Genomic DNA, 24871 nt, shown 5'->3' with positions numbered 1-24871 from the left:
GGGGCCGGCGGCGGCCCCCGTCGGCCCGACGGGCCAGGAGGGCTTGACCCGCCCCACGCTCCCCGCCACACAGGGGAGCCGCAATCAGGAGAGACTGAAGTACGGATACGCAAACAAAAGGGATGCAGGGGCCACAGGGTGACGACCATGCCTGAACTGGCGGATACCGAGCTGATACGTCTACTGTCCCGCCCGCTCACCGAGGACACCGAGGTCCGGCCGGTCCTGCTGCTGATCGAAGGCGCCGCCGGTACCGGCAAGAGCAGCTTGCTGACCCGGCTGCTCACCGCGCTGCCGGTGCCCGCACGGACGACTGTCCCCGCCGCCACCGAAGGACAGCAACCCGCCGGTCCCCTTTTGCTCGCCGTTGAGGACGTCCACAGGGCAGCTGACAGCGACACCGCCGCGCTGCGTGAGCTGCTGGCGGCCCGGCCCGCCGGGCTCGCCTGCGTGCTCACCTACCGCCCCGAGGAGCTGATCGAGCCGGGCCTGGTCCTCGGACCGGACACCGACTTCCCGGCCGGGCTGACGGTCGTCCGGCACACGCTGGGCCCGTTCGACGTCGCCGCCGTCGGGCGACTGGCCGCCGCCGCGCTGGACGCGGAGCGATGTCCCGCCGATGTCGCCGCAGCCCTGCACCGTGCCTCCGGCGGCAACGCCCAGACCGTCGCCGATCTGCTCGACCTGATGGTCGCCCACGGGGCCGGGCGTCTCGGCATGCCGCCACGCGTCGAAGACCTGGAAGCGGTCGGCACACCGCCCCGGCTCGCCACGCTCGTCCTGCGGCGCACCACGGCCGTCCCCGAACCACTCCGCCGGGTGGTCCTCGCCGCCGCGATCCTGGAGCGGCCCGCGACCGCCCGTGAACTTGCCGCCGTCGCCGGCCTGCCCGAGGACACCGGCCACGACGCTCTGCTCGCCGCGCTGCACGGCGCCGCACTGCACGAACACGGCGACGGCCGGTACGGCTTCGCCGCGCCCCTTGAGGCCATCGCCGTCCGCCGTGCAGTCCCCGGTCCCGTACGCGAGGCGCTGCACCGGCGGGCGGCGGAGCTTCTCGCCCGGCGGCAGCCGGTTCCCTGGGAGGCCGTGGCCTGCCACCGCCGGGCCTGCGGTGACGATCGCGGATGGCTGCGTGCCGTGGAGCGCGCCGCCGAGCAGTACGCCGACACCGGCGAGGTCGAGCGCGCCGTCCGGCTGCTGGAGTCCTCCCTGGCCAACGGTCCGGTGCCGCCGCACGCCCGCTCCCGGCTGGCTGTCATGCTCGCCCGCAGCGCCGTCATCGGGCTGCACTCGGAGCAGACGAGGGACGTCCTCCAGCACATCGTCGCCGACCCCGGCCTCGCTCCGGGTGTCCGGGGGGAGATCCGGCTCGACCTCGGCCTGCTCCTGTGCAACCAGATGGGCAGGGTCCGCGAGGGTCAGGCCGAACTCGTCCGTGCCGTCGGCGATCTGGCGGCTCAGCCGGTGCCGCTGGCCCGTGCCATGTCCGCTCTGGCCATGCCGTACTGGCCGGGGATACCGCTCGCCGACAACATCGGCTGGATGGAACGCGCCCTCGCCGTGGCCACCGAATCCGGTGACCCCGTGGCGCAGGCGGCGGTGGCCGCCAACCAGGTCAGCGTGCTGCTCAACATCGGCGATCCGGCCGCCTGGTCTCTCATCGACCGACTGCCTCGGGACAGCGATCTCGTCGCCTGCCGCCAGCAGGCCGCCCGCGGCCTGTGCAACGCCGCCGACGCCGCCGCCTGGCTCGGCCACTACGAGCAGTCCCGCACCCTGCTCGACGAAGGCATCGCCCTCGCCGCCCGCAGCGGAGCCTCCTACGCCGAGCAGACCGGCCGCGGCTGCACCCTCGTCCTGGACTGGGCCACCGGCCGATGGGCCGGGCTCCCCGAGCGAGCCCGCGCCCTCGTCGACGAGGCAGGCGGCATGCCGTACATCGCCTCCGACGCCCGCATCGTCCTCGGCCTGCTGGCCCTCGCCCGAGGCGAATGGGCCGACCTCACCGAACACCTTGTCGGGCCTGACGCCCTCGACCTCGACGACGGCCCCGTCCCCCTCTCCGCCGCCGCTTCCGGTGCCCTGATCCGGCTCGCCCTCGCCCGTGAGGAGACCGAACCTGCCGCCGCCCAGGCCGCGGCCGCCTGGCGGCGGCTGCGCTCCAAAGGCGTCTGGGCCTGGGGAGCCGAACTCGCCCCCTGGGCCGTCGAGGCCATTGCCCGAGTCGGCGCCTCTGCGGCGGCCCGCGAGATGACCGAGGAGTTCGCGGCCGGACTCACCGGCCGTGACGCCCCTTCCGCGTCCGCGGCCCTGGACTGGACCTACGGTGTCCTCGCCGAGTACACAGGCGACCTGACCGCCGCCGTCCAGCGGTACGAGAAGGCCACGGCCGCGTACACCACCCTGCCCTGCCCGTACCACGCGGCGCTCACCGCGACCGCGGCCGCCCGCTGCGCGCTCGCCTCCGGCGAAGACGCCCCCGAGGCGATCGCCGCCCTCGCTGACTGCGCCGACCGTTTCGAGGGGCTCGGCGCTGCCTGGGACGCGGCCCGCACCCGTGCTGACCTGCGCGGACACCGCCCCCTGGAGGAGCGGCGTGCGCCCGGGCGGCCCGGCTACGGAGATCTCCTGTCCCCGCGCGAGGCGGAGGTCGCCGAGCTCGCCGGCGCGGGCATGACGAACCGGGACATCGCCGCCGCCCTGCACCTCTCACCGCGCACCGTCGAACAGCATGTCGCCCGGGCCATGCGCAAGACCGGCGCGCACTCGCGCAAAGGGCTGGCGGCCGTCGGCCGGGGTGATGCGGAGGAGTGAGTGCGCATGCGTGGGGGCGGCCTTCCGTGCCGCTGCCCAGAGGGAAGAAGGGAATAGATGAGTATCCGTAGGTGATCGGGTCCGGATAGGCCCGGGTCTTCCCGTCGCGGCATGATCCTTCCGGGCGGCGCCGCACAAACCCCCTGCGGCGCCGCAACGGGCCCGGCCACCATGATGGCCCGAGCGCGCGAGGTCCGGCCGTGCGCACGGCTTCGGCCCGTTCCGCGCCCGCGCACTGCATCCGCCACCGCTGTTTCGCGCGGCGGACTCCCGCATGGGTCAGGCTCATGTCGGGATCGCCGGACGCGCTCGGCGCACCGCGGAGCCGACCGCGCGAACCAGTGGAAACGGAGGAAGACGACGTATGGCCCAGCCGCCCCCATCACTCGACGATCTCGATCGCCGGATCCTCTCGGCCCTCGTGGCCAACGCCCGGCGCAGCTTCGTGGAGATCGGTCAGGAGATCGGCCTTTCCCCCGCCGCCGTCAAACGCCGCGTCGACCGGATGCGTGAGGCGGAGGTGATCACGGGCTACACCGCCGTCGTACGGCCGTCCGCCCTCGGGTGGCGTACCGAGGCTTACGTCGAGGTCTTCTGCGAGAGCGCGGCTCCGCCCCGGCGGCTCGCGGAGGTCGCCCGCGCCTACCCGGAGGTGGTCGCCGCCATGACGGTGACCGGAGGCGCCGACGCCCTCCTGCACATCCGAGCAGCGGACATCGAACACTTCGAAGAGGTGCTGGAGCGCATCCGGGCGGAGACGTTCGTGCGGCGCACGAACAGCGTCATCGTCCTCACTCACCTGCTGCCCGGTTCCCCCGACGCCGGCGCTTCGGCGTCTCCCTGAGTGGCCCGCGGGCCGACGAGTGACGCGAAAAGAAACGCCGCGGCAGGCCCGTCAGACGCAAAACTCCTGCGCATACGCGCAATCGGCGGGCGTTGTCGGAGGTCAGGCTCCCTTTCTACGCTGAGCACACCCCTGCCGCTCCCCTTGAAAGGAAGTCCGTGCCGTCCACGCCGACCGCGCGACCACGTCGCTACCTCATGTGCGAACCCCGCTTCTTCGACGTGCGATACGCCATCAACCCCTGGATGAGCGCCGACACCCCGGTCGACCACGCCCGGGCCCTGGCCCAGTGGCAGAGCCTGGTCGACACGTACCGGTCGCTCGGCCACGCCGTCGAGACGCTGGAGCCCCTGCCCGATCTGCCGGACATGGTGTTCGCCGCGAACGGCGCCGTCATGGTCGACGGCCGGGTGCTCGGCTCCCGGTTCCACGCAGCGGAACGCCGACCGGAGAGCGTCGCGCACCACGCGTGGTTCAAGACCGCGGGGTTCGACGTCCGGGAACCGGAGTCCGTCTGCGAGGGGGAGGGCGACCTGGTGCCGGTGGGGAGATTCCTGCTCGCCGGAACGGGCTTCCGGACCAGCGCGGCCGCTCACCAGGAGGCACAGGAGTACCTGGGCGTCCCCACGATCACCCTGCGCCTGGTGGACCCGTACTTCTACCACCTGGACACCGCGCTGTTCGCCCTCGACGACGAGAACGTCGCCTACTACCCCGGCGCGTTCTCTCCCGGCAGCCGCGAGGTGCTTCAGCGGCTCTATCCGGACGCGATCCTCGCAGACCGTGAGGACGCGCTCGCCTTCGGGCTCAACTCCGTCTCCGACGGTCGGCACGTGATCGTCCCGCCCGGGGCCACCGGCCTCATCGCCCAGCTCGCGGCCCGCGGTTTCGAACCGGTTCCTGTCGATCTCTCCGAGTTCCACAAGTCCGGCGGCAGCGCCAAGTGCTGCACCCAGGAGGTACGTACCGCATGACCGTCACCTCGCAGAGGCCCGCCGCGGCCAGCTCCTCCGCCGAACTCATCGCCCTGGAGGAGGAGAAGCTGGCGCACAACTACCATCCGCTTCCGGTGGTGGTGGCCAAGGCCGAAGGCTCCTGGGTCGAGGACGTGGAGGGCCGCCGCTACCTGGACCTGCTGGCCGGCTACTCGGCGCTCAACTTCGGGCACGGCCACCCCGTGCTGCTCGACGCCGCCCACCGCCAGCTGGACCGCGTCACCCTGACCTCCCGCGCCTTCCACAACGACCGCCTCGCCGGATTCGCGGAGTCCCTCGCCGCCCTCACCGGTCTCGACATGACCCTGCCGATGAACACCGGCGCCGAGGCCGTCGAGAGCGCGCTCAAGATCGCCCGGAAGTGGGCCTACGACGTCAAGGGCGCGGCTCCCGGCCGAGCCGAGATCATCGTGGCCGCCGGAAACTTCCACGGCCGCACCACCACCATCATCAGCTTCTCCGACGACGCGGTGGCACGCACCGGCTTCGAGCCGTTCACCCCCGGTTTCACGACAGTGCCCTACAACGACCTGTCCGCGATCGAGGCCGCGATCGGCGAGAACACCGCCGCAGTCCTGATCGAGCCGATCCAGGGCGAGGCCGGCGTGCTGATCCCCGACGACGGCTACCTCGCGGGCCTCCGGGAGCTGACACGGCGCACCGGCACCCTGTTCATCGCCGATGAGATCCAGTCCGGCCTCGGCCGCACCGGCGCGACCCTCGCCGTCGACCACGAGTCGGTCCTCCCGGACCTGCTGCTTCTCGGCAAGGCCCTGGGCGGCGGCATCGTGCCGGTGTCCGCGGTGGTGGGCCGCGCCGACGTCATGCGGGTACTCGGTCCGGGCAGCCACGGTTCCACCTTCGGCGGCAATCCCCTTGCCGCGGCTGTGGGCTCCGCTGTCCTCGGCCTCCTGGAGACGGGTGAATATCAGCAGCGCGCCAAGCAGCTGGGGCAGATCCTGTCCGCCCGGCTCGCCGCCCTCGTGGGCCACGGCGTGGTGGAATTCCGCTCACGCGGCCTGTGGGCCGGTGTCGACATCGACCCCCGCGTCGGCACCGGGCGTGAGGTGAGCGAGCGCCTGCTGGCAGCGGGCGTCCTGGTGAAGGACACGCACGGCTCCACGATCCGCATCGCGCCGCCCCTGTGTATCGAGGAGGACGACCTCCTCCTCGCCCTCGACGCCCTGGAGAACGTGCTGGCCGGCTGACGGCCGACGCAGCCACGCGCCGATTCCCGGGTGCCGCGTCACGTCGCGTGATCGTGATGACGCGTCCCGCTTGCCGGGGAGATACGCGTATCCGAGACTGAAGCCGTCAGTCCGACAGAGTCCGGGTGGTCAGATGGGTATGCCCCGACCGGCTTCACGCGTCCCTCCCGTGCCGTTGGATGGTGCGGTCGCCGCCGTCATCGACGGGTCGGGTGTCCTCACCGCGTGGACACGGGAAGCCGCGGAACTCCTGGGGTATGCCGACGTCGATGTCATCGGACGGCCTGCCCGGGTGCTGGTGGCGCATCGACGCCCCGGCGGGAACGCGCCCGCCGGGGCACCTGGCGGGCGCGTTCTGGCGCTGCGGCGCGACGACGGCGAACGCGTGGATGTCTGGGTCAGGCTGCTGCCGCTGAGCGGCTCGGCCGTCCTCGCGTTGGGGCTGCCCGCGAAGGTCCTCGCGGCGTGGGGTGACCTCACCTCGGTGGCCCGGACGGTGCTGACTCAGGACGCCTGGCAGGTTGCCGTTCACGGCCTTGATCTGCGGCTGCGACAGTGCAGTCCCGCTGTCCGGCGGTCCCGCCGTGTCCGCGAGGGCGACCGTGACCCGCTGTGCGACATGCCCGTCGTGGACGGCGACGGTACGGGTGCGGATCTGCTGCGCCAGGTGATGGAGACCGGACGCCCGGTGGTGGGCGCGGCGGGCGTACTGCGCGCGGCCCAGCCGGGCCTACCGGACGCGATCTACTCGCTGACCGCGGCCCCTCTGTACGACTGGCGCGGGGACATCAGCGGAGCCTTCACTTCCCTGGTGGACGTGACCGCCCGGTACGAGTCCGGTCGCCGGCTCAACCTGGTGTACAAGGCCTCCCGCGCCGGTGACGCCCTGGACATCCGCCGCACGGCGGAGGGACTGGTGGACACGCTGGTCCCCGCGCTGGGCGATCTGGCCGCGGTGGAGATCTCCGAGGCGACCCTGCAGGGCGCCGAGCCACCGCTCCGCGTCCACGGGCTGCGCGGCGACTTCCGCCGCATCGCCGCCGGCCACGCCCACGGGGCCTGGCCCGTCGACCTGGTCCAGGTCGGCGAGATCCTGCCGGCCGTCCCCGACCAACCGGGCTTCCGCGAGCTGGAGCGGGGTACGGTCCTCGTCACCAACGACCGGCGGGACTATCTGGGCTTCCTGGGCGACGTCCCGCAGGCGGCCCGCATGATTCCGCGTGACATGCACGCGTCCATCGGCGCGGCACTCGTCGCCCGGGGCCGTGTGCTCGGCTACGTGCAGGTGTTCCGGACGCGACGGCAGTACGCCTTCACCGGCCACGACGCCAAACTCCTCAAGGAGATCATCACCAGGGCGGCACTCGGCATCGACAACGCCCGCCGCTACACCCGTGAGCACCGGGTGGCCGAGACGCTCCAGAGAAGCCTGCTCCCTCCCGTGTCCTCCAGCACCGCGGCAGCCGAGACCGCCGGCATCTACCTGCCTCCCCGGGGCGAGGTCGGCGTGGGCGGCGACTGGTTCGACGTGATCGCCCTGTCCTCGCTGCGTACCGCCCTGGTGGTCGGCGATGTCATCGGGCACGGCCTGGAGGCCAGCACCACCATGGCCCGGCTGCGTACCGCCGTGCAGACACTCGCCGACCTGGACCTGGCTCCCGACGAACTGCTGGTCCGGCTCGACGACCTGGTCCAGCGCATGGCCGCGGAGTCCGCCCACCCCGACACCCTGGGCGCCTCCGTCCTCTACGCCGTCTACGACCCGGTCACCCGGCTGTGCCGCCTCGCCAGCGCCGGCCACCCGCCACCCGTCGCCGTCCACCCCGACGGCACCACCCACGTGATCGATGTGCGGCCCGGGCCTCCTCTGGGCGTCGGCGGGGTGCCCTTCGAGGTCACGGATGTCCCCCTGCCCGAGGGCAGCGTCCTGACGATGTACAGCGACGGCCTCCTCGACACCGCGCGCGGGGCACAGCGCGACCCGCGGAGACCGCCGGCCGACCCCGAGGGCGAGTACGCGGCCCGACTGCGCGCGGCCTGCCGTCCAGGACGCCCGCTGCGACGGATCGGTGAGGTACTCGTGGAGCAGGCGCGGCAGGCGCCCGAGCGGATGGACGACATCACCCTGTTGCTCGCCCGCACCCGTGCCGTTCCCGACGACTCCGTCGCCGACTGGCGCTTCCCGCCCGATCCCGCCGCCGTCGCGGAGGCCCGTGAGGTCGCCGTCGCCCAACTGACCGCCTGGGGACTGCACGAGAACATCTTCGCCACCGAGCTGGTCGTCAGTGAACTCGTCACCAACGCCATCCGCTACGCCACGGGCCACATCGGGCTGCGCCTGGTGCGCGACGCCGTACTCGTGTGCGAGGTGACGGACTCCAGCGAGAGCCAGCCCCGGCTGCGCCGTGCCCACAACGACGACGAGGGCGGCCGTGGACTCTTCCTCGTCGCCCAGGTCACGAGCCGCTGGGGCAGCCGCTACGACGCCTCCGGGAAGACGATCTGGACGGAACAGGCCATCGTCGCGGAGCAGGTCCCTGGCAGGGACTGAGCGACTGTCGGGCCTGCCGGGACCGGACGCCCCGCTGGTGGCAGGGGTGCGGGTGGCCGGGTCGGGCCGCATCGCTGCTCAGCGAGGCCGGTGCCCGGATGTCCACCTCACTGGACATGCGGCAGACCGCGCAGGAACTGGCCGACGTGGCGCTTCACGGGCTCGCCGACCTCGCCACCGTGGACCTGTTGGCGGAGATCGCCGACGACGCCGCCGCGGAGCCCGCCGACGGCCTGACGGGCGACATCGTCGTCCGGCGGCTGGGCAAGGCACCGACACAGGGCTCGCCGGCGGAGCAGGTCCTCGCTCCGCCGGGTGCGACTCTCCACCATTCGGCGGACGCCCCGTACGCGCGGGCCATGGCACGTGGCGACCCCTTCCTGGTCGCCCAGATGAACGAGCGAACCTTTCCCGCCTTCCCCGGCCGTCGCCCGACGACGTGACACTCGCCCGCGACATCGCGTCCCGGGCCGCCGTCTACCTCGACAACGCCCGCCTCTACACACGCGAACACGACACACCGTGACCTTGCAGCGCAGCCTGCTGGGACACCTCGCCCTGTACACCGACGGTCTCGTGGAGACCCGCGACGCGGACCTCGACGAGCGTCTGAACCGGCTCCGTGACAGTGCTGAGCGACAGCTCGGCGCTGCCGCTGGACGGCCTCTCCCGAAAGGTGGTGGCCCTGCTCGCTCCCGCACCCGACGACGACGTCGCTCTTCTGCTGGTCCGGATCAGCCGGCGGGAATGACAGGTACACCATGGCGACCGGCAGGAGTGCGATCAAGGGGCGGCGTCGGTGACCGCGAGGACCTCCACCAGACGGTTGAGCTTGTTGCGCGCACGGTCGGCGGACTTCCACGGAAGCGTGATTCGCGCCGTGCCCCGCGACGCAAGTGTAGACCCGTACGTCAGTTCGGTGACGGGGATGGTTCCGAGCGAGGCGGTCACCCGGCGCAGAGCACCAGGGGTGTCGGTCAGGGTGACCACCAGCGTGGCGTCGGTCCTGTTCTCCTCCGCGTCGGCGGCACGGCGTGCCGCGCTGTGCAGGAGGCCGTACGTGAAGGATTCCTGGAGCGCTTCGCAGGAGGCGGCGATGACGTTCTCGCCGACGCCGACCGTCGACCACTCGCCGTTGCCGTCGCTGGTGGTGATCAGGACGCGGGTGGTGGACTCGGTGCCGTGGCGGCCTTCCAGGATGCGGACCTTGTAGTCGACCAGCTCGAACTTGGCGAGCTGCGGGTAGATCCGTTCCAGGGCGAGGCGCATCGCGCGGTCGAGGGCGTTGACGGGGCCGTTGCCCTCGGCGGTGGCGACGATCCGCTCGCCCTTGGCCCAGAGCTTCACGGTGGCCTCGTTGGCGTGGGTGCCGTCGGGGCGGTCCTCGACGATCGCGCGCCAGGACTCGGTGCGGAAGTAGCGGCGGGCCCGGCCCTCGGCCTCCTCCCGCAGGAGCAGCTCGAAGGAGGCGTCGGCGGCCTCGTAGGTGTAGCCCTGGAGCTCGCGCTCCTTGACCCGCTCGACGACCCGGGCCACGAGCGCGCGGTCGTCGCCCAGGTCGACGCCGAGTTCCTTGCCCTTGAGCTCGATGGAGGCCCGGCCGGCCATGTCGGAGACGAGCATCCGCATGGTGTTGCCGACGAGCTCGGGGTCGATGTGCTGGTAGAGGTCGGGGTCGACCTTGATCGCGGAGGCGTGGAGCCCGGCCTTGTGCGCGAAGGCGGAGACGCCGACGTACGGCTGGTGGGTGGAGGGGGTGAGGTTGACGACCTCGGCGATGGCGTGCGAGATCCGGGTCATCTCGGCGAGGGCGCCGTCGGGCAGCACCTTCTTGCCGTACTTGAGTTCCAGGGCCGCGACGACGGGGAAGAGGTTGGCGTTGCCGACCCGCTCGCCGTAGCCGTTGGCGGTGCACTGGACGTGGGTGGCGCCGGCGTCGACGGCGGCGAGGGTGTTGGCGACGGCGCAGCCGGTGTCGTCCTGGGCGTGGATGCCGAGGCGGGCGCCGGTGTCGGCGAGGACGGTGGCGACGACGGCCTGGATCTGGGCGGGGAGCATGCCGCCGTTGGTGTCGCACAGGATGACGACATCGGCGCCGGCCTCGTACGCGGCGCGGACGACGGCCTTGGCGTAGTCGGGGTTGGCCTTGTAGCCGTCGAAGAAGTGCTCGCAGTCGACGAAGACGCGGCGGCCCTGGGAGACCAGGTGGGAGACGGTGTCGCGGACCATCTCCAGGTTCTCGTCGAGGGTGGTGCGCAGGGCCAGCTCGACGTGCCGGTCGTGCGACTTGGCGACGAGCGTGACGACCGGGGCGCCGGAGTCCAGGAGGGCCTTGACCTGCGGGTCGACGGCGGCGTCGCCGCCCGGCCTGCGGGTGGCACCGAAGGCCACGAGCTGCGCGTTCCTGAACGCGATCTCCTGGCGGGCGCGGGCGAAGAACTCCGTGTCGCGCGGGTTGGCGCCCGGCCAGCCACCCTCGATGAAGCCCACGCCGAACTCGTCGAGGTGCCGGGCGATGGTCAGCTTGTCCGCGACGGTGAGGTTGATGCCTTCACGCTGCGCCCCGTCGCGCAGCGTCGTGTCGAAGACATGGAAACTGTCGTCAAGCATGTCGGGCGGTCCTGTCTGCCGGGCTGGTGAGCCGTGGGGCACGGTGGCGAGTCGCTGGTGGCGGAAAACAAAAAGACCCCTCGCGGAGCGCGAGAGGTCTGCGTGCGGGCGGTGAGCGGCCGGGAAGGGTCTCTTCCGGGTCACGTCATTGCCGGCACGCTGCCGCTGATAATGAGCTGGTACAGCACGCACGGATTCTCACACATCGGTCTCGGAGTCAGAACAGCGATCTCAGAGTCTGGAACACGCTCGTGAGGACCGGGCGCTGGAGACCGGGTACGGCGGCGCCGGTCGCTGAGGCGTTGCACCTGGGCACCGGTTCTCGTGGGGCACGGCGTGCGCGAGTGCGTGCGACACGCCACGTGACAGAAGGACTGACCTGGTCAACCTCGGCTCGGCGGCGACGCCCACCATCCCCGGCTACATCGCCCAGGGCAACGGTGGTGTCTTCGAAGGCACCTTCAACAACCCTTCAGGCATCGGATCCGGCGAGACGCGCAGGCCCTGACCCCGCGGTTCCACCCGTCCACCGACGGGCCCTGGCGGCTACAGGCACGTACGACAGGAGCGGGAAGCAGCGCGTTCGCCGTCGCGGCCTGGAACCTGGCCCCGGACGACAGCTGCCGGGAAGCCCAGCCGGCGGGCCGGGGAACACAGGGCGCCTGATTCCCCCGTCCACCGCAGCGGCTCACGCCCGTACGGCACACGTCGGCTCACGCCCGTACGGCGCACGTCGGCTCACGCCCGTACGGCGCACGTCGGCTGCGTTCCGTGGCGCGGGGCGAGAGCCCCGCGCCCTCCCTGAGAGGCAGACAGTCACCTGCGCGACCGCGGACATCCTCCGCCTCAGCGAAGACGACTGTGCCCTCCTCGCCCCCGGTGCCGGCCTCGCGGACGCCTGCGAAAGCCGGCACGCCGCGGGCGCCCGCCTCGTCGTCATCACCCTCGGAGGGCGCGGTGCCCTCGCGTCCCCGGACGGCGAGCGCGTCACCGTCCCGGCCCCGCCGGTCACCGTCATGGACACCGTCGGCGCCGGGGGATTCCTTCACCGCCGGCCCGCTCCACCGCCTGGCGGCCCGGGGGCACCTGGGCGGGCGACTCGACCGGATCGCCCTCGAGGACGTCACGGACGCGTGCTCCCACGCCGCCCGCGTCGCGGCCCTCACATGCTCCGTCGCGGGCGCGAACCCGCCCCGGGCGGACGAACCCACCCTGGCGACGGCCGCCGAACCGGTCGTACGACGCTCACCGAACTGAAGGACGCGTCGGCGGGGTGTGGGGCCACCCTTCCCGACAGCCGAGGTGGGGCGGCTCGTCCGTTTGCTTACGGACTGTCAACTCAGAGGATGTTTAGGCAATTTGGCTCGATGCAGACTGGCGGCGATCGGAACCGTACCTCAGACAAGAAGGACTCACCTATGCCCGAAATCTTTCCCGTCATCGACCTCACGCCCTGGTTCGAAGGTGACAGCGGGGAGCGGTCCAAGGTCGCGGAGCAGGTCGACGAGGCTCTGCGGACGTCGGGGATTCTGCTGGTCACCGGGCACCGGGTGCCCGTGGGACTGCGGGAGGAGACGCGGGCGGTGGCGCGGGAGTTCTTCAAGCTGCCGGCCGACGTGAAGGGGCGCTCCTCCATCGCCTTCGGCGGCCGTGGCTGGATCGCGCCCCGGTTCGCCGAGGCCGAGGGGTACGAGGGGACCGCCACGATGGCGCCCGACCTGAAGGAGTCCTTCTCCTTCGGCGCCGACCGGGCGACCGGCGACGAGGCCGTCGACGCCCGCTGGTTCCGGCCGAACACCTGGCCCGCCGAGGTGCCGGGGATGCGCCCCGTGGTCAGTGAGTACATCGAGCGCATGCACGCGCTGTCCGACGAGCTGATGTCGCTGTGCGCGGTCGCCCTCGGACTCGGCGCGGACTTCTTCGCGCCGTACCTCGACCACCCCACGTACGGATTCAACTTCAACCGCTACCCGCCGGTGGACCCCGCCCGGCCGCCGGCGCCCGGGCAGTTCAACGTCGCGCCGCACACCGACTTCGGCACCATCACCGTGCTCGACCGCGAGCCCGGCCCCGGCGGCCTTCAGGTCTACACCTCCGAGGGCACCTGGGTGGACGCGCCGTACCACCCCGACGCCCTGACGGTGAACATCGGCGACCTCCTCGCCCGCTGGACCGGCGACCGCTGGCACGCGACCCGGCACCGTGTCCTGCCTCCGCAGGCGAGCGCTCCCGGGGACGACCTGATCTCGCTCGTCTACTTCTACGAGACGAATCACAACGCTCTCATCGAGTCGATGGAGCCGCCCGTCGGCCGCACCGCCTTCCCGTCGGTCCTCTCGCACGAGTACCTGCGATCGAGGCTCGCCTCCATCGCCCCGAAGGCGAAGCACTAGCCCGAACTCCGGGCGCACATCACCACATCCATGACACAGCAGGGGGGAATCATGAAGGAAGAAACAGCAGCGAGAACGGACAGATCGGTCGTTCGACGTCTCGCCGAGATGTCGAACCTCTACACACCGTGGTCACTGCGGACCGCGGTGACACTGGGGCTTCCCGATCTGATCGCCGACGGGCCGGAGGGGGTCGTCGGCATCGATGATCTGGCCAAGCGGTCGGAAACCGACAATGGAGCCCTGCGGCGGCTCACCCGGCACCTGACCCACCTGGGCCTCTTCGAGGAGGTCCAGCCGGACGGTCTCCGGCTGACCGAGCTGGGCGAGGCGCTCCGCTCGACCCACCCGGCGAAGATGGCCCACTTCCTCGACCAGACCGACGCCTTCATCCGGTCCAACGACGCGGTGATCCCCGCCATGGCCGACTCGGTCCGCACGGGTGCGGCGGGCTGGGAGAGCGTCTTCGGGCAGGACCTCTGGGACAGCCTGGCCGCGGACCCGGTCCTGTCGTCGTCGTTCGACCGGATCATGGCGCAGCACGCCGACATCCTGGGCCGGCGACTGGCCGGGATCCACGAGTGGTCCGCGGTCGGCAGCGTCGTCGACGTCGGCGGCGGCAGCGGTCAGCTGCTCGCCAACATCCTGCGCGAGCACGGCCATCTGAAGGGCACGGTCGTCGATCTGCCCGACACCGTGGGCAGGGCGGCCGCGATCTTCGACACGGCCGGAGTCTCCGACCGGGCCGATGCCGTCGGCCGGAGCTTCTTCGAGCCCCTGCCGGCCGGCGGCGACGTGTACCTGCTCGTGCACGTCCTGCACAACTGGCCTACCGGCGAGGCGGCGAAGATCCTGCGCGGCTGCGCCGAGGCGGCGGGTGCCACCGGCAAGGTGCTCGTCGTGGACCAGGTCATCGATCTGGAGGGGCACGCGGCGCCGTACATCAGCACGCAGCGCGACCTCTGCATGCTGGTCATGGTCGGCGGTCAGGAACGCACCGCCGAGGAGTTCGAGGCGCTCGGGGAGGAGGCCGGCCTGCGGCTCGTCTCGGTGACCTCGCTCGGGCCGGACGGCAACTCCCTGCTGGAGTTCGAGCCCCGGGGCTAGGTCCTGTCTGCTGGATCAGGAGGGGTCGGAAAGCGGTGACGAGGTCACAGCTTCTGGGCTGTGACCTCGTCACCTTTCCGGGCGAGCCGGCGATGAGGGGGCGCCGTTCACCATGGCCGTGGCTACAGCCAGGACCGCTGCGCCGCCTTGAGGCCGGCTTCGAACCGGCTGGTCGCGCCGAGGCGTTCCATGATGGACGCCATCTGACGGCGGACCGTACGGACCGAGACCCCGAGGCGCTGACCCGCGGCCTCGTCGGTCAGACCGGAGGCGAGCAGGCGCAGCAGCTGGCGTTCGGCGGGGTTGAGGCCGGTGTCGGGGTCGCGGCGGGTGCACGCGCCGAGGGGCACCGCCAGCGACCAGGACTGCTCGAAGAGGGTCACGAGCGAGAGGACGATGCTGGGTTCGGTGACGTAGAGCGCGCCCTTGCGGCTGTCCGACGGGTCGAGCGGGACCAAGGCGTGGCTGCGGTCGGTGATGACCATGCGCTGCGGGACGACCGGGGCCGTACGGACCTCGCCGCCGCGCTCCAGGAGCCAGTGGGCGTGCTCGACGGTGGCGGCGTCGTTGCGTACGCAGTCCTGGTAAAGGGTGCGGAACGTGACCCCGCGCGACAGCGCCTCGGCGTTGGGCTGCCGGCTGGCGAGCAGGTCCTCGGCGCGCTGGGCGCGGCCGGGGTGCACGCCCATGCACTCCCCGGTCATGGTGCGGCCCATGATCTCGAGGCGGCTCTGGATCGCGTCGAGGCCCAGGAGCCTTTCCCCGTGGGTGCCTTGTGTCTGACCGCCGTTGGCGTGAGCTGCGAAAAGCTCGGTGACGACGGCGCGCGAGGCCGCCAGCTCCGCCTGTCTTCGGGCCAGTTCCGCTTCCTGTTCGTGGAGGATGCTCGCGAGCCCGACCTGAGGGCTGACGGCGCACAGGTCGCCGGGGTGGTCGCGGGAGACGCGCACGAGCATGAGCCGGCCGAGTTCGTCCAGGGCGGTCCGTACTTGATTTTCTGTCAATGACGTTGCAACTGCCAACTCTGCAACGCCTGCCTTGGGCTGAGCGAGCATGGCGCGATAGAGGCAGTCGGCCTCCATTGATAGTCCCAGCGTCTCGAGCATCCTTGTCCCCCTGACCGCGAAGCCCCGGAGGGGCTCGTGTGCTGAGGATCATGGCAGCCGGGTCTGAATGATTCAAGGTCAGATGGCGTATGCGGAGAGGGTGCGGGCGTCGGCTGGCAACAAGCTGTCAGACCTGATGATGTCACCCGATCCGGCTTCCCCTGTGGCTGGATGACGTCCACAGTGGATCACGGCCGGACGGCGTGAACCGCCGAAACACGGCTTCGCAATTTGCAAAATCATTACCGACGCTTGAGTTAGGGATTCCCTCATGGCCTTCTCGTTCCGCTTCGCCCTCGCCGCGGTCTGCGCCCTCGTGCTCACCGCCCTCCTGACCGCCCAGTCGAGTGACGCGGCGTCGGGTGCGAAGGGCTGGGCCGTGAGCGGTGTGGACGTTCCGGTTGTCCAGATCCAGAACGACCTGTCCTGGGGCTGACAGACGGTGCATGCCGTCTACGCGTCCCTGACCGCCTTGCCCGGGGTGGTCGTCGGACCCGAGGACGCCAACGAACTGGCCGACAGCCTGTGGGCGCACGCCACACAGGAGGACGGCCTGGAACACGTCCTGGTTCTTGCGCAGTCGGCAGACCGCGTCGATCTCATCCTGTTCCTCCTGGAGGGATCGCACCCCGACCCCGTACGCCGGGTGGCCGCCCTGATCCGAGAGTGCTACCGCGCGTCCGGAACCTTGCCGTCGAAGTACGAGGTGCCCGGCGAGCCAGTCCTCGACAGGCTGCGGCCCGGTGCCAGTTGAAAGGCTTGACCGAGAAGTGGGCTTTGATCGTTTCATGGAAGCAACCGCAGTGATCGACCGATGTGCGGCGTTTCCCTCGCCCTGCGCGTCGGGGGCATGTGACACGGCGCGCCTGCTGGCCCTGTCCGACGAGGCCTGGCGCGACGGCCGACTCGAGGACGGGATCACCCTCGCGGGCTCGGCCACCCGGATCGAGTGCGACGCGTCAGCGGGCGAGTGCGCCTTCCACGCGCACATGAAACTGGCGCTGCTCCTGTCCCAGATACGCAGGTTCGAACAGGCCTGGGAGACCCTCGACGCCGTCGGCGCCGTGGGGGAGGGCGGACGGAAGCGCGCCGTCTCCGTGCTGGTCAGGGCGCAGGTGACAGCGGCCTCCGGCGACCTCGCGAAGGCCGTGGACCTCGCGAGGGAAGGACTGGGCGCCGCGGAGGAGGAGGGCCTGCGGGCGTGGATCCCGGTGGGCCACTTCGTCCTCGCCTCGGCCGCGGTCCGCCAGGGCGAGCTGGCGACCGCGATCAGGTACGCACGCCAGCTCCAGGAAGACGCCGTGTTCGGCCGCGAGATGCTGCCGGCGGGGCAGTCGACGTGGGCCGTGGTCCAGGTCGCCGAGGCCGACCGGGGCCGGGAGAAGACCGTACGGCTCGCCGCGGAACTCCTGCTGTCGGGATCCATCACCCGCCAGCTCTTCATCGCCGAACCGGCCGCGGTTCCCTGGCTCGTACGGCTCGTCCTGAGCGCCGGCCACACGGCGCTGGCCGCCGAGGGCGTCCGCACGGCCACGCGGCTCGCGGAGCGCAACCCCGGGGTCCACTCGGTCGCCTCGGCCGCGCTGCACGCCGCCGGGCTGCTGGAGGACGACGTCGCGAAGCTCCGGAGCGCCGCGGAACTGCACGGCGACCCCTGGGCCCGCGCCTCGGCGCTCGAAGACCTGGCCGTGGTGCTGGCCCGTACGGAAACCGGGCGTTCCGAGGCAGCGGAGACGTACGAGGAGGCCATGCGGATCTACCTCGACACGGGCTCCCTGCGGGACTCCTCGCGCGTCAGGAGCCGCCTGCGCTCGATCAACGCCTGCCCGGGCCCGCGCGACCCCGGCCGGCCGCGCAGCGGCGTGCCGAGCCTCACGGACACCGAGTACGCCGTCGCCAAGCTCGCCGCACAGGGATTCACCAACGGCCAGGCCGCGGAGCAGCTGTTCCTGTCCCGGCACACCGTGGCCTTCCACCTGCGCAAGATCTTCCGCAAGGTCGGTGTGGGCTCGCGCGTCGAACTCGCCCGCGAATGGAGCTTCCTGGACGTCGACGGCGCCGCCGGCGAGGGGATATGACGATGCCTCATATTCCCTCGCCGGTCGGACCGTCCCGTGGTCAGACCTGTGCGGCGGGAGCGGGCTTCACGTTGGGATTGCGCGAGAAGACGTTCTCCGGGTCGTAGGCCCGCTTCACGGCCTGGAGCCTCGCGTATGTCGCCGGCGGATAGGCGGCGGCGATGTCCTCCTCGTCCGCCTCGCTGAGGAAGTTGCTGTACGCCCCCCGCACATACGGGGCGAGCGACTCCCAGAACGCGGCGAGCGCCGGAGCGGCCGCGGCGTTCTCCTCGCGCGTCCCCATGTTGATCGTGTTCATCAGGACCTCGGAGCCGCGGTGCGCGAAGGCCGTGGCGTCCTCCGGCACACGGTTCACGGCGCCACCGAGACTGCGGAACTCCAGGAACAGCGTGCGGAAGGCGCCCGCCCCCGCCAGCACCGCGTCGACGAACGCGTCGCCGCACTCGGGAACGAACCGGCTGCGCACCGTCGGCTCCCAGCCCGGCGGGAGCCCGCCGGACGGCGCGAGCACCTGCGGGACCGGCACCAGGTCGACGGTCTTGCTCTCGGCCGTGCCGAGCGACAGGAGCGGTGCGATCGCCTCGTCGCCGTCGTCCCCCGCGTAACAGAAGATCACCGTGATCGGGGCCGGAGTGTCGCCGCGCGTGGGGAAGAGCGTCACATGGGACATGAGCGCGTCGGGCGCCCCCCGCATGTGCCGGGCCCAGCCCTTGAGCACCTCGGCGGCCTCGGTGCCGGGGTAGACGACCCTGCCGTACTGGACGCGTTCCAGCGGGCGCGCGGTGATCTCGAAGGAGGTGACGATCCCGAAGTTGCCGCCGCCGCCGCGCAACGCCCAGAACAGCTCGGGGTTGTCCTCGGCGCTCGCCCGTACGACGCGCCCGTCGGCGGTGACCAGTTCGGCGGCGGTCATGTTGTCGAGGGCCAGGCCGTCGGCGCGGGCCGTCCAGCCGATGCCGCCGCCGAGCAGGAGCCCGCCGACGCCCACGGACGCCGTGTCCCCGGAGGAGAACGCCAGACCGTGTCCCGCGAGGAACGCGGCGACCTCGCTCCACACCGCGCCCGGGCCGACGCGTACCCGGTGCCGCTCGGCGTCGAGGAGTTCGACGGTGTTCATCGGCGACAGGTCGATGACGAGACCGCCCCGGCCGGTGCCGTAGCCGGCCAGGCTGTGCTTGCCGCTGCGGACGGAGATCTCAAGACCCTGCTCGCGCGCGAAGAGGACCGCCGCGCGGACGTCGTCCGTGCCGTGGCAGCGCACGACGGCCGCCGGCTCGCCCTTGCGGGAGAACACATGGCGGAGTTCCTCGTACGTCTCGTCGCCGGGCAGGACGACCTCGCCGGAGAGGTCCTCGGCGAGTGCGGTGAACGGCTCGTGGTTCATGAGCTGTGCTCCATGTGCGTGGTGTGCTCGGTGTCCTGTACGGGGTTCAGGTGCATCAGCGCCCTGGCGGCAAGGCGGTAGCCGTACGCGCCGAGGCCGACCACCACACCGGCGGCCAGCGGTGCGATCACCGACTCGTGGCGGAACGTCTCGCGCGCCCACACATTGCTGAGGTGCACCTCGATCCACGGCTGCGGGTACGCGGCGAGCGCGTCGCGCAGACTCCAGCCGGCGATCATCAGGGCACCCGGATTGACGATGGCGCCCACGGTGTTCGCCCGGTGCTCGTGCACGGCGCGGACGAGATCGCCCTCGGAATCGTGCTGCACCGAATGGACTTTCCAGCCGCGTTCCGCGAGCTCCTCGCCCACGGCGGCCGCGATGTCCGCCAGCGTGTCCGTGCCGTACACCTCCGGTTCGCGTTCACCGAGAATCCCGAGATTGGGACCATTCAGAAGAAGAATTGCGCTCAAGGGCCACCTCTTGTATCGGACTCTCGTATCGGAATGGCGCAGTGCGACGAGGAGCGCGCCAGGCAGCCTGTGCCGCATACGCACGTACGCGCAATTCTCCGTGACCCGCACCGAGTTCGGCATCGCCCGGGTTGACAGTGCGCTCTTTTCCCGGTCCGGTGGAACTGTCAGGCTGAGGGATACCGTGCGGACAACGCGCTCGCTAATCTCCGGACGTCGCCACAAGAGTCGAAAAAGGAGAGTCGCCGGCATGACGCAAGCGTCCACACGCGAGGATCTGTGGGTTCGCCGCTACCATTCGGCTCCCGACAGCCCGATGCGTCTGGTGTGCCTGCCGCACGCGGGCGGCTCGTCGACCTTCTACTTCCCGGTCTCCAAGGCGCTGTCGCCCGCCGTCGAGGTCCTCGCCATCCAGTACCCCGGCCGTCAGGACCGCCTCGCCGAGCCGGGCATCGAGTCCCTGCCGGAGCTGGCGGACCGGATCTTCGACGCGCTCCAGCCGTTCATGGACCGGCCCCTCGCGCTCTTCGGCCACAGCATGGGCGCGATCCTCGCCCACGAACTGGCCCTGCGGATGCGGAGCGCGGGGCTCCCCGACCCCGTACGGCTCTTCCTGTCCGGCCGGCGCGCCCCCTCCTGCCGCCGCGAGGAGGACATGCGGCTGCGCTCGGACGCGGGCATCCTGAACGAACTGAAGGCCCTGCACGGCACGGACGAGTCCATGCTGAACGACCCCGACGTCCTCGACATGATCATGCCGTCGATCCGCAGCGACTACCGGGCTGTCGAGACCTACCAGTTGGCGTCCGACACGCTGCTGAGCTGCCCCGTCACCGTGCTGACCGGGGACAGCGACCCGCGGGTCGCCCCTTCGGAGGCGGAGCTGTGGCGCGAGTACACCACCGGTGAGACCGAGCTCCGTGTCTTCCCCGGCGGCCACTTCTTCCTCGCCGACCGCGCCGCGGAGGTCGTCTCCCTGGTCGCCGGCCGACTGGGCGAGAAGACCGCGACCGTCGTGGCGGGTTGAGCGCGGTGGAGACGTCACGGAGGATCGACGTCGACCTCGGTGAGCGCTCGTACGCCGTGCACATCGGGCCGGGCGTCCGCATGCTCCTCGCCGACGAGGTGGCCGCCACCGGCGCGCGCCGGGCCGTGGTCGTGACCGCGCGCGGGCCCGGGGCGGTTCCCGACCCCGGCGTCCCCTTCCACGTGGTGGAGGTCGCCGACGGGGAGGATCACAAGAACCTGACCGCCGTCGAAGGACTCTGCCGGTCGTTCGCCGAGTCCGGACTGACCAGGGACGACGTCATCGTCTCCTGCGGCGGCGGCACCACCACCGACATGGTCGGCCTCGCCGCGTCCCTGTACCACCGGGGCACACCGGTCATCCATCTGCCGACATCCCTCCTCGCCCAGGTGGACGCGAGCATCGGCGGCAAGACGGGCGTCAACCTCCCCACGGGCAAGAACCTCGTCGGCGCCTACTGGCAGCCGAGAGCGGTGCTCTGCGACACCGACTACCTCGACACCCTGCCCCCACGCGAGCGGCTGAACGGCTACGGGGAGATCGCCCGTTGCCACTTCATCGGCGCCGGGGACCTGCGGCAGCTGCCGCTGCACGAACAGATCGCCGCCAGTGTGGCCCGCAAGGCCGAGGTGGTCGCCGCCGACGAGCGCGACACCGGCCTCCGGCACATCCTCAACTACGGTCACACGCTCGGGCACGCCCTGGAACGGGCGACCGACTTCGCGCTGCGGCACGGCGAAGCCGTCGCCATCGGAACGGTGTTCGCCGGGCGGCTCGCCGGAGCACTCGGGCGGATCGGCGCGGAGCGCGTCGCCGAGCACCTGGACGTCGTCGGCCACTACGGACTGCCGACCCGCCTGCCGGAAGCGGTGGACACCGGGGAGCTCGTCGAGCTGATGCGGCGGGACAAGAAGGCGACCTCCGGCCTGGCCTTCGTCCTGGACGGGCCGGACGGGGCGGAACTGGTCCGCGACGTCGACGAGGCGACCGTCATGGACTGCCTCCGGGCGATGCCCCGCGACCGCTGACCGCGGCTCCTCTCCCTCTCCTGTTCCCTTTCTTCTACGCTGTGGAGGCTGGCCAGCATGCTCATGGACACCGGCATCGACACCGATGTCGTCGTCGTCGGATACGGGCCGGTCGGCGGCGTCCTGTCCATCCTGCTCGCCCAGCGCGGCCTGCGGGTGACCGTGCTCGAACAGCGCGAGCGGCCCTACCTCCTCCCGCGCGCCACCAGTTTCGACGGTGAGACCGCCCGTCTCATCGCCGGCACCGGAATCGGCCCCCAGATCGGCGAGTTCACCGAACCGGCCGACGGCTACCGCTGGCAGAACGCGGCCGGACAGGCCCTGCTGGACATCGACTTCGCGGCCCTCGGCCCGTACGGCTGGCCCGACGCCAACACCATGCACCAGCCGACGCTCGAAGCCCGCCTCGCGGCCCGGCTGTCCGCCCTTCCCGGCGTGGACATCCGGCGCGGGGAGCGGGTCGTCGGCATCGCCGACGACGGGGAGCGCGTCGAGGTGACCACCACCGGACTCGACGGCACGACGCGCGCCCTCACCGCCCGCTGGGTCGTCGGCTGCGACGGCGCCCGCAGCTTCGTGCGCGAGGCGCTCGGCGTCCCCGTCACCGACCTCGGCTTCTCCTACGACTGGCTCCTCTGCGACGTCGAACTCGCCGAGCCCCGCACCTTCACCCCCAGCAACGTGCAGATCTGCGATCCGGCCCGCCCGACGACCCTGGTCGCCAGCGGCCCGGGCCACCGTCGCTGGGAGTTCATGCGCCTGCCCGGCGAGAACAACGCCGAACTGGAGCGGCCCGAGACGGCATGGCGGCTGCTCGCCCCCTTCGACGTCACCCCTGCCAACGCGACGCTCCTGCGCACGGCCACCTACACCTTCCAGGCCCGCTGGGCGGACCAGTGGCGGGTGGGGAGGGTCCTGCTGGCCGGCGACGCCGCGCACCTCATGCCGCCCTTCGCGGGCCAGGGCATGTGCTCCGGTATCCGGGACGTCGCCAACCTGGCGTGGAAGCTCGACCTCGCGTCGCGCGGCCTGGCCGACGTCTCCGTGCTCGACAGCTACACCACGGAACGCCGGAAGCAGGTCGAGGAGTCGATCCGCTCCTCGGTGAAGCTCGGCAAGGTCATCTGCGTGTCCGATCCGGGCGCCGCGGCCGACCGGGACGCCGCGATGCTCGCGCGAGCCTCGTCCGGTACGAGCACGCGGCCCGAGCCGGCGCCGCCGCTCTCCGGCGGGCTGCTCTACCAGCGCTTCACCGGCGTGACCGAGCCGCCGGCCGGTGACGTCGTACCGCAGGGCCGGGTCCGGTACCAGGGCCGTACGGGCCTGTTCGACGAGGCGGTGGGACGCGGCTTCGCCCTGCTCACCACCGAGGACCCGCTCGCTGCCCTCGGCGAGGAACGGCTCTCCTTCCTCGCGGGGCTCGGCGCCCATGTCGGTCGCCTCGTCGCGCCGTCCGAGGCTGATCGCGTCGCCGACGCGGTGGTCGCCGACGCGGTGGTCGACACGGACGGCGTGTACCTCTCGTATCTGGACCGCTGCGACGGTACGACCCTGCTGGTCCGGCCCGACTACCACGTCTTCGGCGCCGCGAAGGGAGCCGCGGAGGCGGCGACGCTCGTCGACGACCTGCGGGCCCAGCTCACCGGGGCGGCGAGGGCCCCCCGGTCCCGGCTCGGGATCTGAACTTCCCTCCTTCCTTCTCTCCTTCTCTTCCTTCTTCCTCGTGGAGGTACCCCATGTCCGAGACTCCCACCGCACGCGAAGTGTTCCTCCGGATGATCGACGGTGTGCCCAAGCTGGTCGCCGGCGACGCGTCCCAGGCCGACGTACTCGCCTCGCTCTACGCCGAACAGACCCGGGTGGAGCACCCGATGGCGCCCGTCGGCGACACCCCGATCCTGACCCGCGAGGCCATGCGCAAGCACTTCGCCGAGGGCCCCGGGAAGTCCGCGGCCGCCGGCCTGCGCGACTACCGCGCGGAGGACGTCGTCGTCCACGAGTCGACCGACCCCGAGGTCGTCGTCGCCGAGTTCACCTACCGCGGCACCATCAACGGCAAGGACCTCGTCCTGCCGTGCGTGTACGTCCTGCGGGTCCGCGACGGGCTGATCATCGAGTCGCGCAACTACACCAACCACCTGGAGGGCTCCCGCGTCTTCGGCCGCCTCGACCAGCTCTTCGCCGCCCTGAAGCAGCTCTGACCTGTGGGGCAGCGACGAAGGCCCGGGCCTTGGCCCGGGCCTTCGTCGTGGTTGCCCGCTCAGAGCGAGCGGGCCAGCGCGCACGCACCCCGCAGGGAGGACAGACCGCCGAGGACCGCCGGGCGGACCGGTGAGCTCGGGCCGCCGGGCCGGGCCAGCCGGGACACGTGCCGGGCCACGCCGTCGACGAACCCGGGCATCCCCTCGGCGAAACCTCCGCCGATCAGCGTGAGCCGAGGATGCAGCAGTTCGTGTACGCCGACCACCGCGGCGGCCAGCGCCGCGCACGCCTCGTCCACGGCCGCCAGGGCCCATGGCGCACCCTCGGCCACTCCCGCGCGCAAGGCCTCGAAGGAGACCTCCGCGCCCCGCAGCCGCGCGGCCCGCCCCAGTGTGGCCGGACCCGAGGCGACGGCCTGTACGCATCCCCGGCGCCCGCACACGCACAGGGCACCGTCCCGCTCGACGATCACGTGCCCGATCTCGAACGAACCCCGGCCGGCTCCCGGGTGGACGGCGCCCTCGTCGACGAAGCCACCGCCGACGCCGGTGCCCACCCCCAGGTAGAGCAGCCGATCACAACCGGCCTCCTCCGCCTCGGCGAGTGCGCCCAGATCACCGTCGTCGGCCCAGCCGACGGCCGCCTCGGGGAACAGCCCCCGCAGCGCCGCCTCCAGCTCGACGCCGGTCCACTCCGGCCGGCTCGGCCAGGCCAGGACCCGGCCCGAAGGGGCCACGGTGGCGGGCATGGCGACGCCCACCGCCCGGAACCCGCTCCTCACGTCCGCGCCCGCGTCCGAGTCCGCGCTCGCAGCCGCACCCGCACCCGCACCCGTACACCCGCGCATGCGAGCGCGCAGCTCGCCGACGGCGTCGGCGAGCTGCGCGAGATCCGCTGCGGCGCTGTGGCGTGCGTTCCACGGGAAGGACACCTCGTACGGGTCCTCGCCCTCGGACTCGACCCGGAAGGCGACCTTGGTCCCCCCGACGTCGATGCCGAGGTGACGTCCCGTCCCCACTGCGCGTTCCACCGCCCGTCTCCCCGGGTC

At 71.6% G+C, this 24871-nt stretch carries 20 protein-coding genes and 2 pseudogenes; 17 read left to right on the top strand and 5 right to left on the bottom strand.

The features are described 5' to 3' along the window. Positions 1-147 precede the first annotated feature (147 nt). From N5875_RS09360 to N5875_RS09330, 7 genes are all read left to right on the top strand, one after another. Positions 148-2817: a LuxR family transcriptional regulator gene (locus tag N5875_RS09360; protein ID WP_338492940.1), complete on the top strand. Its 2670-nt coding sequence runs from the start codon at positions 148-150 to the stop codon at positions 2815-2817. Positions 2818-3181: 364 nt separating this feature from the next. Further along, positions 3182-3661, top strand: a complete 480-nt coding sequence (locus N5875_RS09355) for an Lrp/AsnC family transcriptional regulator (RefSeq protein ID WP_318207437.1) — start codon at positions 3182-3184, stop codon at positions 3659-3661. 158 nt (positions 3662-3819) lie between these two features. Further along, positions 3820-4635, top strand: a complete 816-nt coding sequence (ddaH, locus tag N5875_RS09350) for a dimethylargininase (RefSeq protein WP_338492938.1) — start codon at positions 3820-3822, stop codon at positions 4633-4635. Continuing rightward, positions 4632-5864, top strand: a complete 1233-nt coding sequence (rocD, locus tag N5875_RS09345) for an ornithine--oxo-acid transaminase (protein ID WP_338492936.1) — start codon at positions 4632-4634, stop codon at positions 5862-5864. The genes ddaH and rocD overlap by 4 nt, the downstream gene beginning before the upstream one ends. Before the next feature lie 169 nt (positions 5865-6033). Next, positions 6034-8415, top strand: coding sequence for a SpoIIE family protein phosphatase (locus N5875_RS09340; RefSeq protein ID WP_338492934.1), 2382 nt, complete (start codon positions 6034-6036; stop codon positions 8413-8415). A gap of 98 nt (positions 8416-8513) precedes the next feature. Beyond that, a complete protein-coding gene (locus N5875_RS09335) occupies positions 8514-8858 on the top strand; it encodes a hypothetical protein (RefSeq protein ID WP_338492932.1) in 345 nt (114 codons plus the stop codon). Between the two features lie 179 nt (positions 8859-9037). Beyond that, entirely contained in the window at positions 9038-9166 is a 129-nt protein-coding gene (locus N5875_RS09330) for a hypothetical protein (RefSeq protein ID WP_338492930.1), read from the top strand. Between the two features lie 296 nt (positions 9167-9462). On the opposite strand, the pseudogene cimA reads toward N5875_RS09330, so the two are convergent. Next, a pseudogene (gene cimA, locus N5875_RS09325) lies at positions 9463-11025 on the bottom strand (citramalate synthase); the annotation flags it as partial. 821 nt (positions 11026-11846) lie between these two features. On the opposite strand from cimA, the pseudogene N5875_RS09320 reads away from it, so the two are divergent. From N5875_RS09320 to N5875_RS09310, 3 genes and pseudogenes are all read left to right on the top strand, one after another. After that, a pseudogene (locus tag N5875_RS09320) lies at positions 11847-12282 on the top strand (PfkB family carbohydrate kinase); the annotation flags it as partial. 161 nt (positions 12283-12443) lie between these two features. Then, complete coding sequence (locus N5875_RS09315; RefSeq protein WP_318207432.1) at positions 12444-13418, top strand: 2-oxoglutarate and iron-dependent oxygenase domain-containing protein; 975 nt, start codon at positions 12444-12446, stop codon at positions 13416-13418. A gap of 108 nt (positions 13419-13526) precedes the next feature. Next, entirely contained in the window at positions 13527-14525 is a 999-nt protein-coding gene (locus N5875_RS09310; RefSeq protein WP_338492927.1) for a methyltransferase, read from the top strand. A gap of 122 nt (positions 14526-14647) precedes the next feature. On the opposite strand, the gene N5875_RS09305 is transcribed toward N5875_RS09310, so the two are convergent. After that, positions 14648-15529: a helix-turn-helix transcriptional regulator gene (locus tag N5875_RS09305; RefSeq protein ID WP_318207430.1), complete on the bottom strand. Its 882-nt coding sequence runs from the start codon at positions 15527-15529 to the stop codon at positions 14648-14650. A 373-nt stretch (positions 15530-15902) separates the two neighbouring features. Here N5875_RS09305 and N5875_RS09300 point away from each other — a divergent pair, with 373 nt between their 5' ends. Genes N5875_RS09300 through N5875_RS09290 form a run of 3 tightly spaced genes read left to right on the top strand, consistent with a single transcriptional unit; the run spans position 15903 to position 17709 of the window. Next, positions 15903-16067 carry a hypothetical protein gene (locus N5875_RS09300; RefSeq protein WP_318207429.1) on the top strand — a complete coding sequence of 55 codons (165 nt, stop codon included), beginning with the start codon at positions 15903-15905 and terminating at the stop codon, positions 16065-16067. A 6-nt stretch (positions 16068-16073) separates the two neighbouring features. Continuing rightward, positions 16074-16385, top strand: coding sequence for a hypothetical protein (locus tag N5875_RS09295; protein WP_338492924.1), 312 nt, complete (start codon positions 16074-16076; stop codon positions 16383-16385). Between the two features lie 34 nt (positions 16386-16419). Further along, positions 16420-17709, top strand: a complete 1290-nt coding sequence (locus N5875_RS09290; RefSeq protein WP_338492922.1) for a LuxR C-terminal-related transcriptional regulator — start codon at positions 16420-16422, stop codon at positions 17707-17709. A 40-nt stretch (positions 17710-17749) separates the two neighbouring features. Here the strand turns inward: N5875_RS09290 and N5875_RS09285 are convergent, their stop codons facing one another. Beyond that, on the bottom strand, positions 17750-19093 hold the full coding sequence (locus tag N5875_RS09285) for an FAD-binding oxidoreductase (RefSeq protein ID WP_338492919.1): 1344 nt from the start codon (positions 19091-19093) through the stop codon (positions 17750-17752). Continuing rightward, positions 19090-19566 (bottom strand): type II 3-dehydroquinate dehydratase, encoded by a 477-nt coding sequence (locus N5875_RS09280; protein WP_318207929.1) that lies wholly within the window; start codon positions 19564-19566, stop codon positions 19090-19092. The genes N5875_RS09285 and N5875_RS09280 overlap by 4 nt, the downstream gene beginning before the upstream one ends. A 250-nt stretch (positions 19567-19816) precedes the next feature. On the opposite strand from N5875_RS09280, the gene N5875_RS09275 reads away from it, so the two are divergent. The 4 genes from N5875_RS09275 to N5875_RS09260 are packed head-to-tail and all read left to right on the top strand — an operon-like array spanning position 19817 to position 23822. After that, positions 19817-20593 carry an alpha/beta fold hydrolase gene (locus tag N5875_RS09275; protein WP_338492916.1) on the top strand — a complete coding sequence of 259 codons (777 nt, stop codon included), beginning with the start codon at positions 19817-19819 and terminating at the stop codon, positions 20591-20593. Beyond that, positions 20590-21621 carry a 3-dehydroquinate synthase family protein gene (locus N5875_RS09270; protein WP_338492913.1) on the top strand — a complete coding sequence of 344 codons (1032 nt, stop codon included), beginning with the start codon at positions 20590-20592 and terminating at the stop codon, positions 21619-21621. The genes N5875_RS09275 and N5875_RS09270 overlap by 4 nt, the downstream gene beginning before the upstream one ends. A 57-nt stretch (positions 21622-21678) precedes the next feature. Next, the gene (locus N5875_RS09265) at positions 21679-23304 is read left to right on the top strand and encodes a bifunctional 3-(3-hydroxy-phenyl)propionate/3-hydroxycinnamic acid hydroxylase (RefSeq protein WP_318207423.1); all 1626 of its coding nucleotides are present in this window, start codon (positions 21679-21681) and stop codon (positions 23302-23304) included. A gap of 53 nt (positions 23305-23357) precedes the next feature. Next, a complete protein-coding gene (locus N5875_RS09260; RefSeq protein ID WP_318207422.1) occupies positions 23358-23822 on the top strand; it encodes a nuclear transport factor 2 family protein in 465 nt (154 codons plus the stop codon). 59 nt (positions 23823-23881) lie between these two features. On the opposite strand, the gene N5875_RS09255 is transcribed toward N5875_RS09260, so the two are convergent. Then, positions 23882-24853: an ROK family protein gene (locus tag N5875_RS09255; RefSeq protein ID WP_338492909.1), complete on the bottom strand. Its 972-nt coding sequence runs from the start codon at positions 24851-24853 to the stop codon at positions 23882-23884. Positions 24854-24871 lie beyond the last annotated feature (18 nt).

Source organism: Streptomyces sp. SJL17-4 (assembly GCF_036826855.1).
GTDB lineage: Bacteria > Actinomycetota > Actinomycetes > Streptomycetales > Streptomycetaceae > Streptomyces.
The sequence above is the reverse complement of the archived record's forward strand: the minus strand, read 5'-3'. Positions and strand labels throughout refer to the sequence as shown.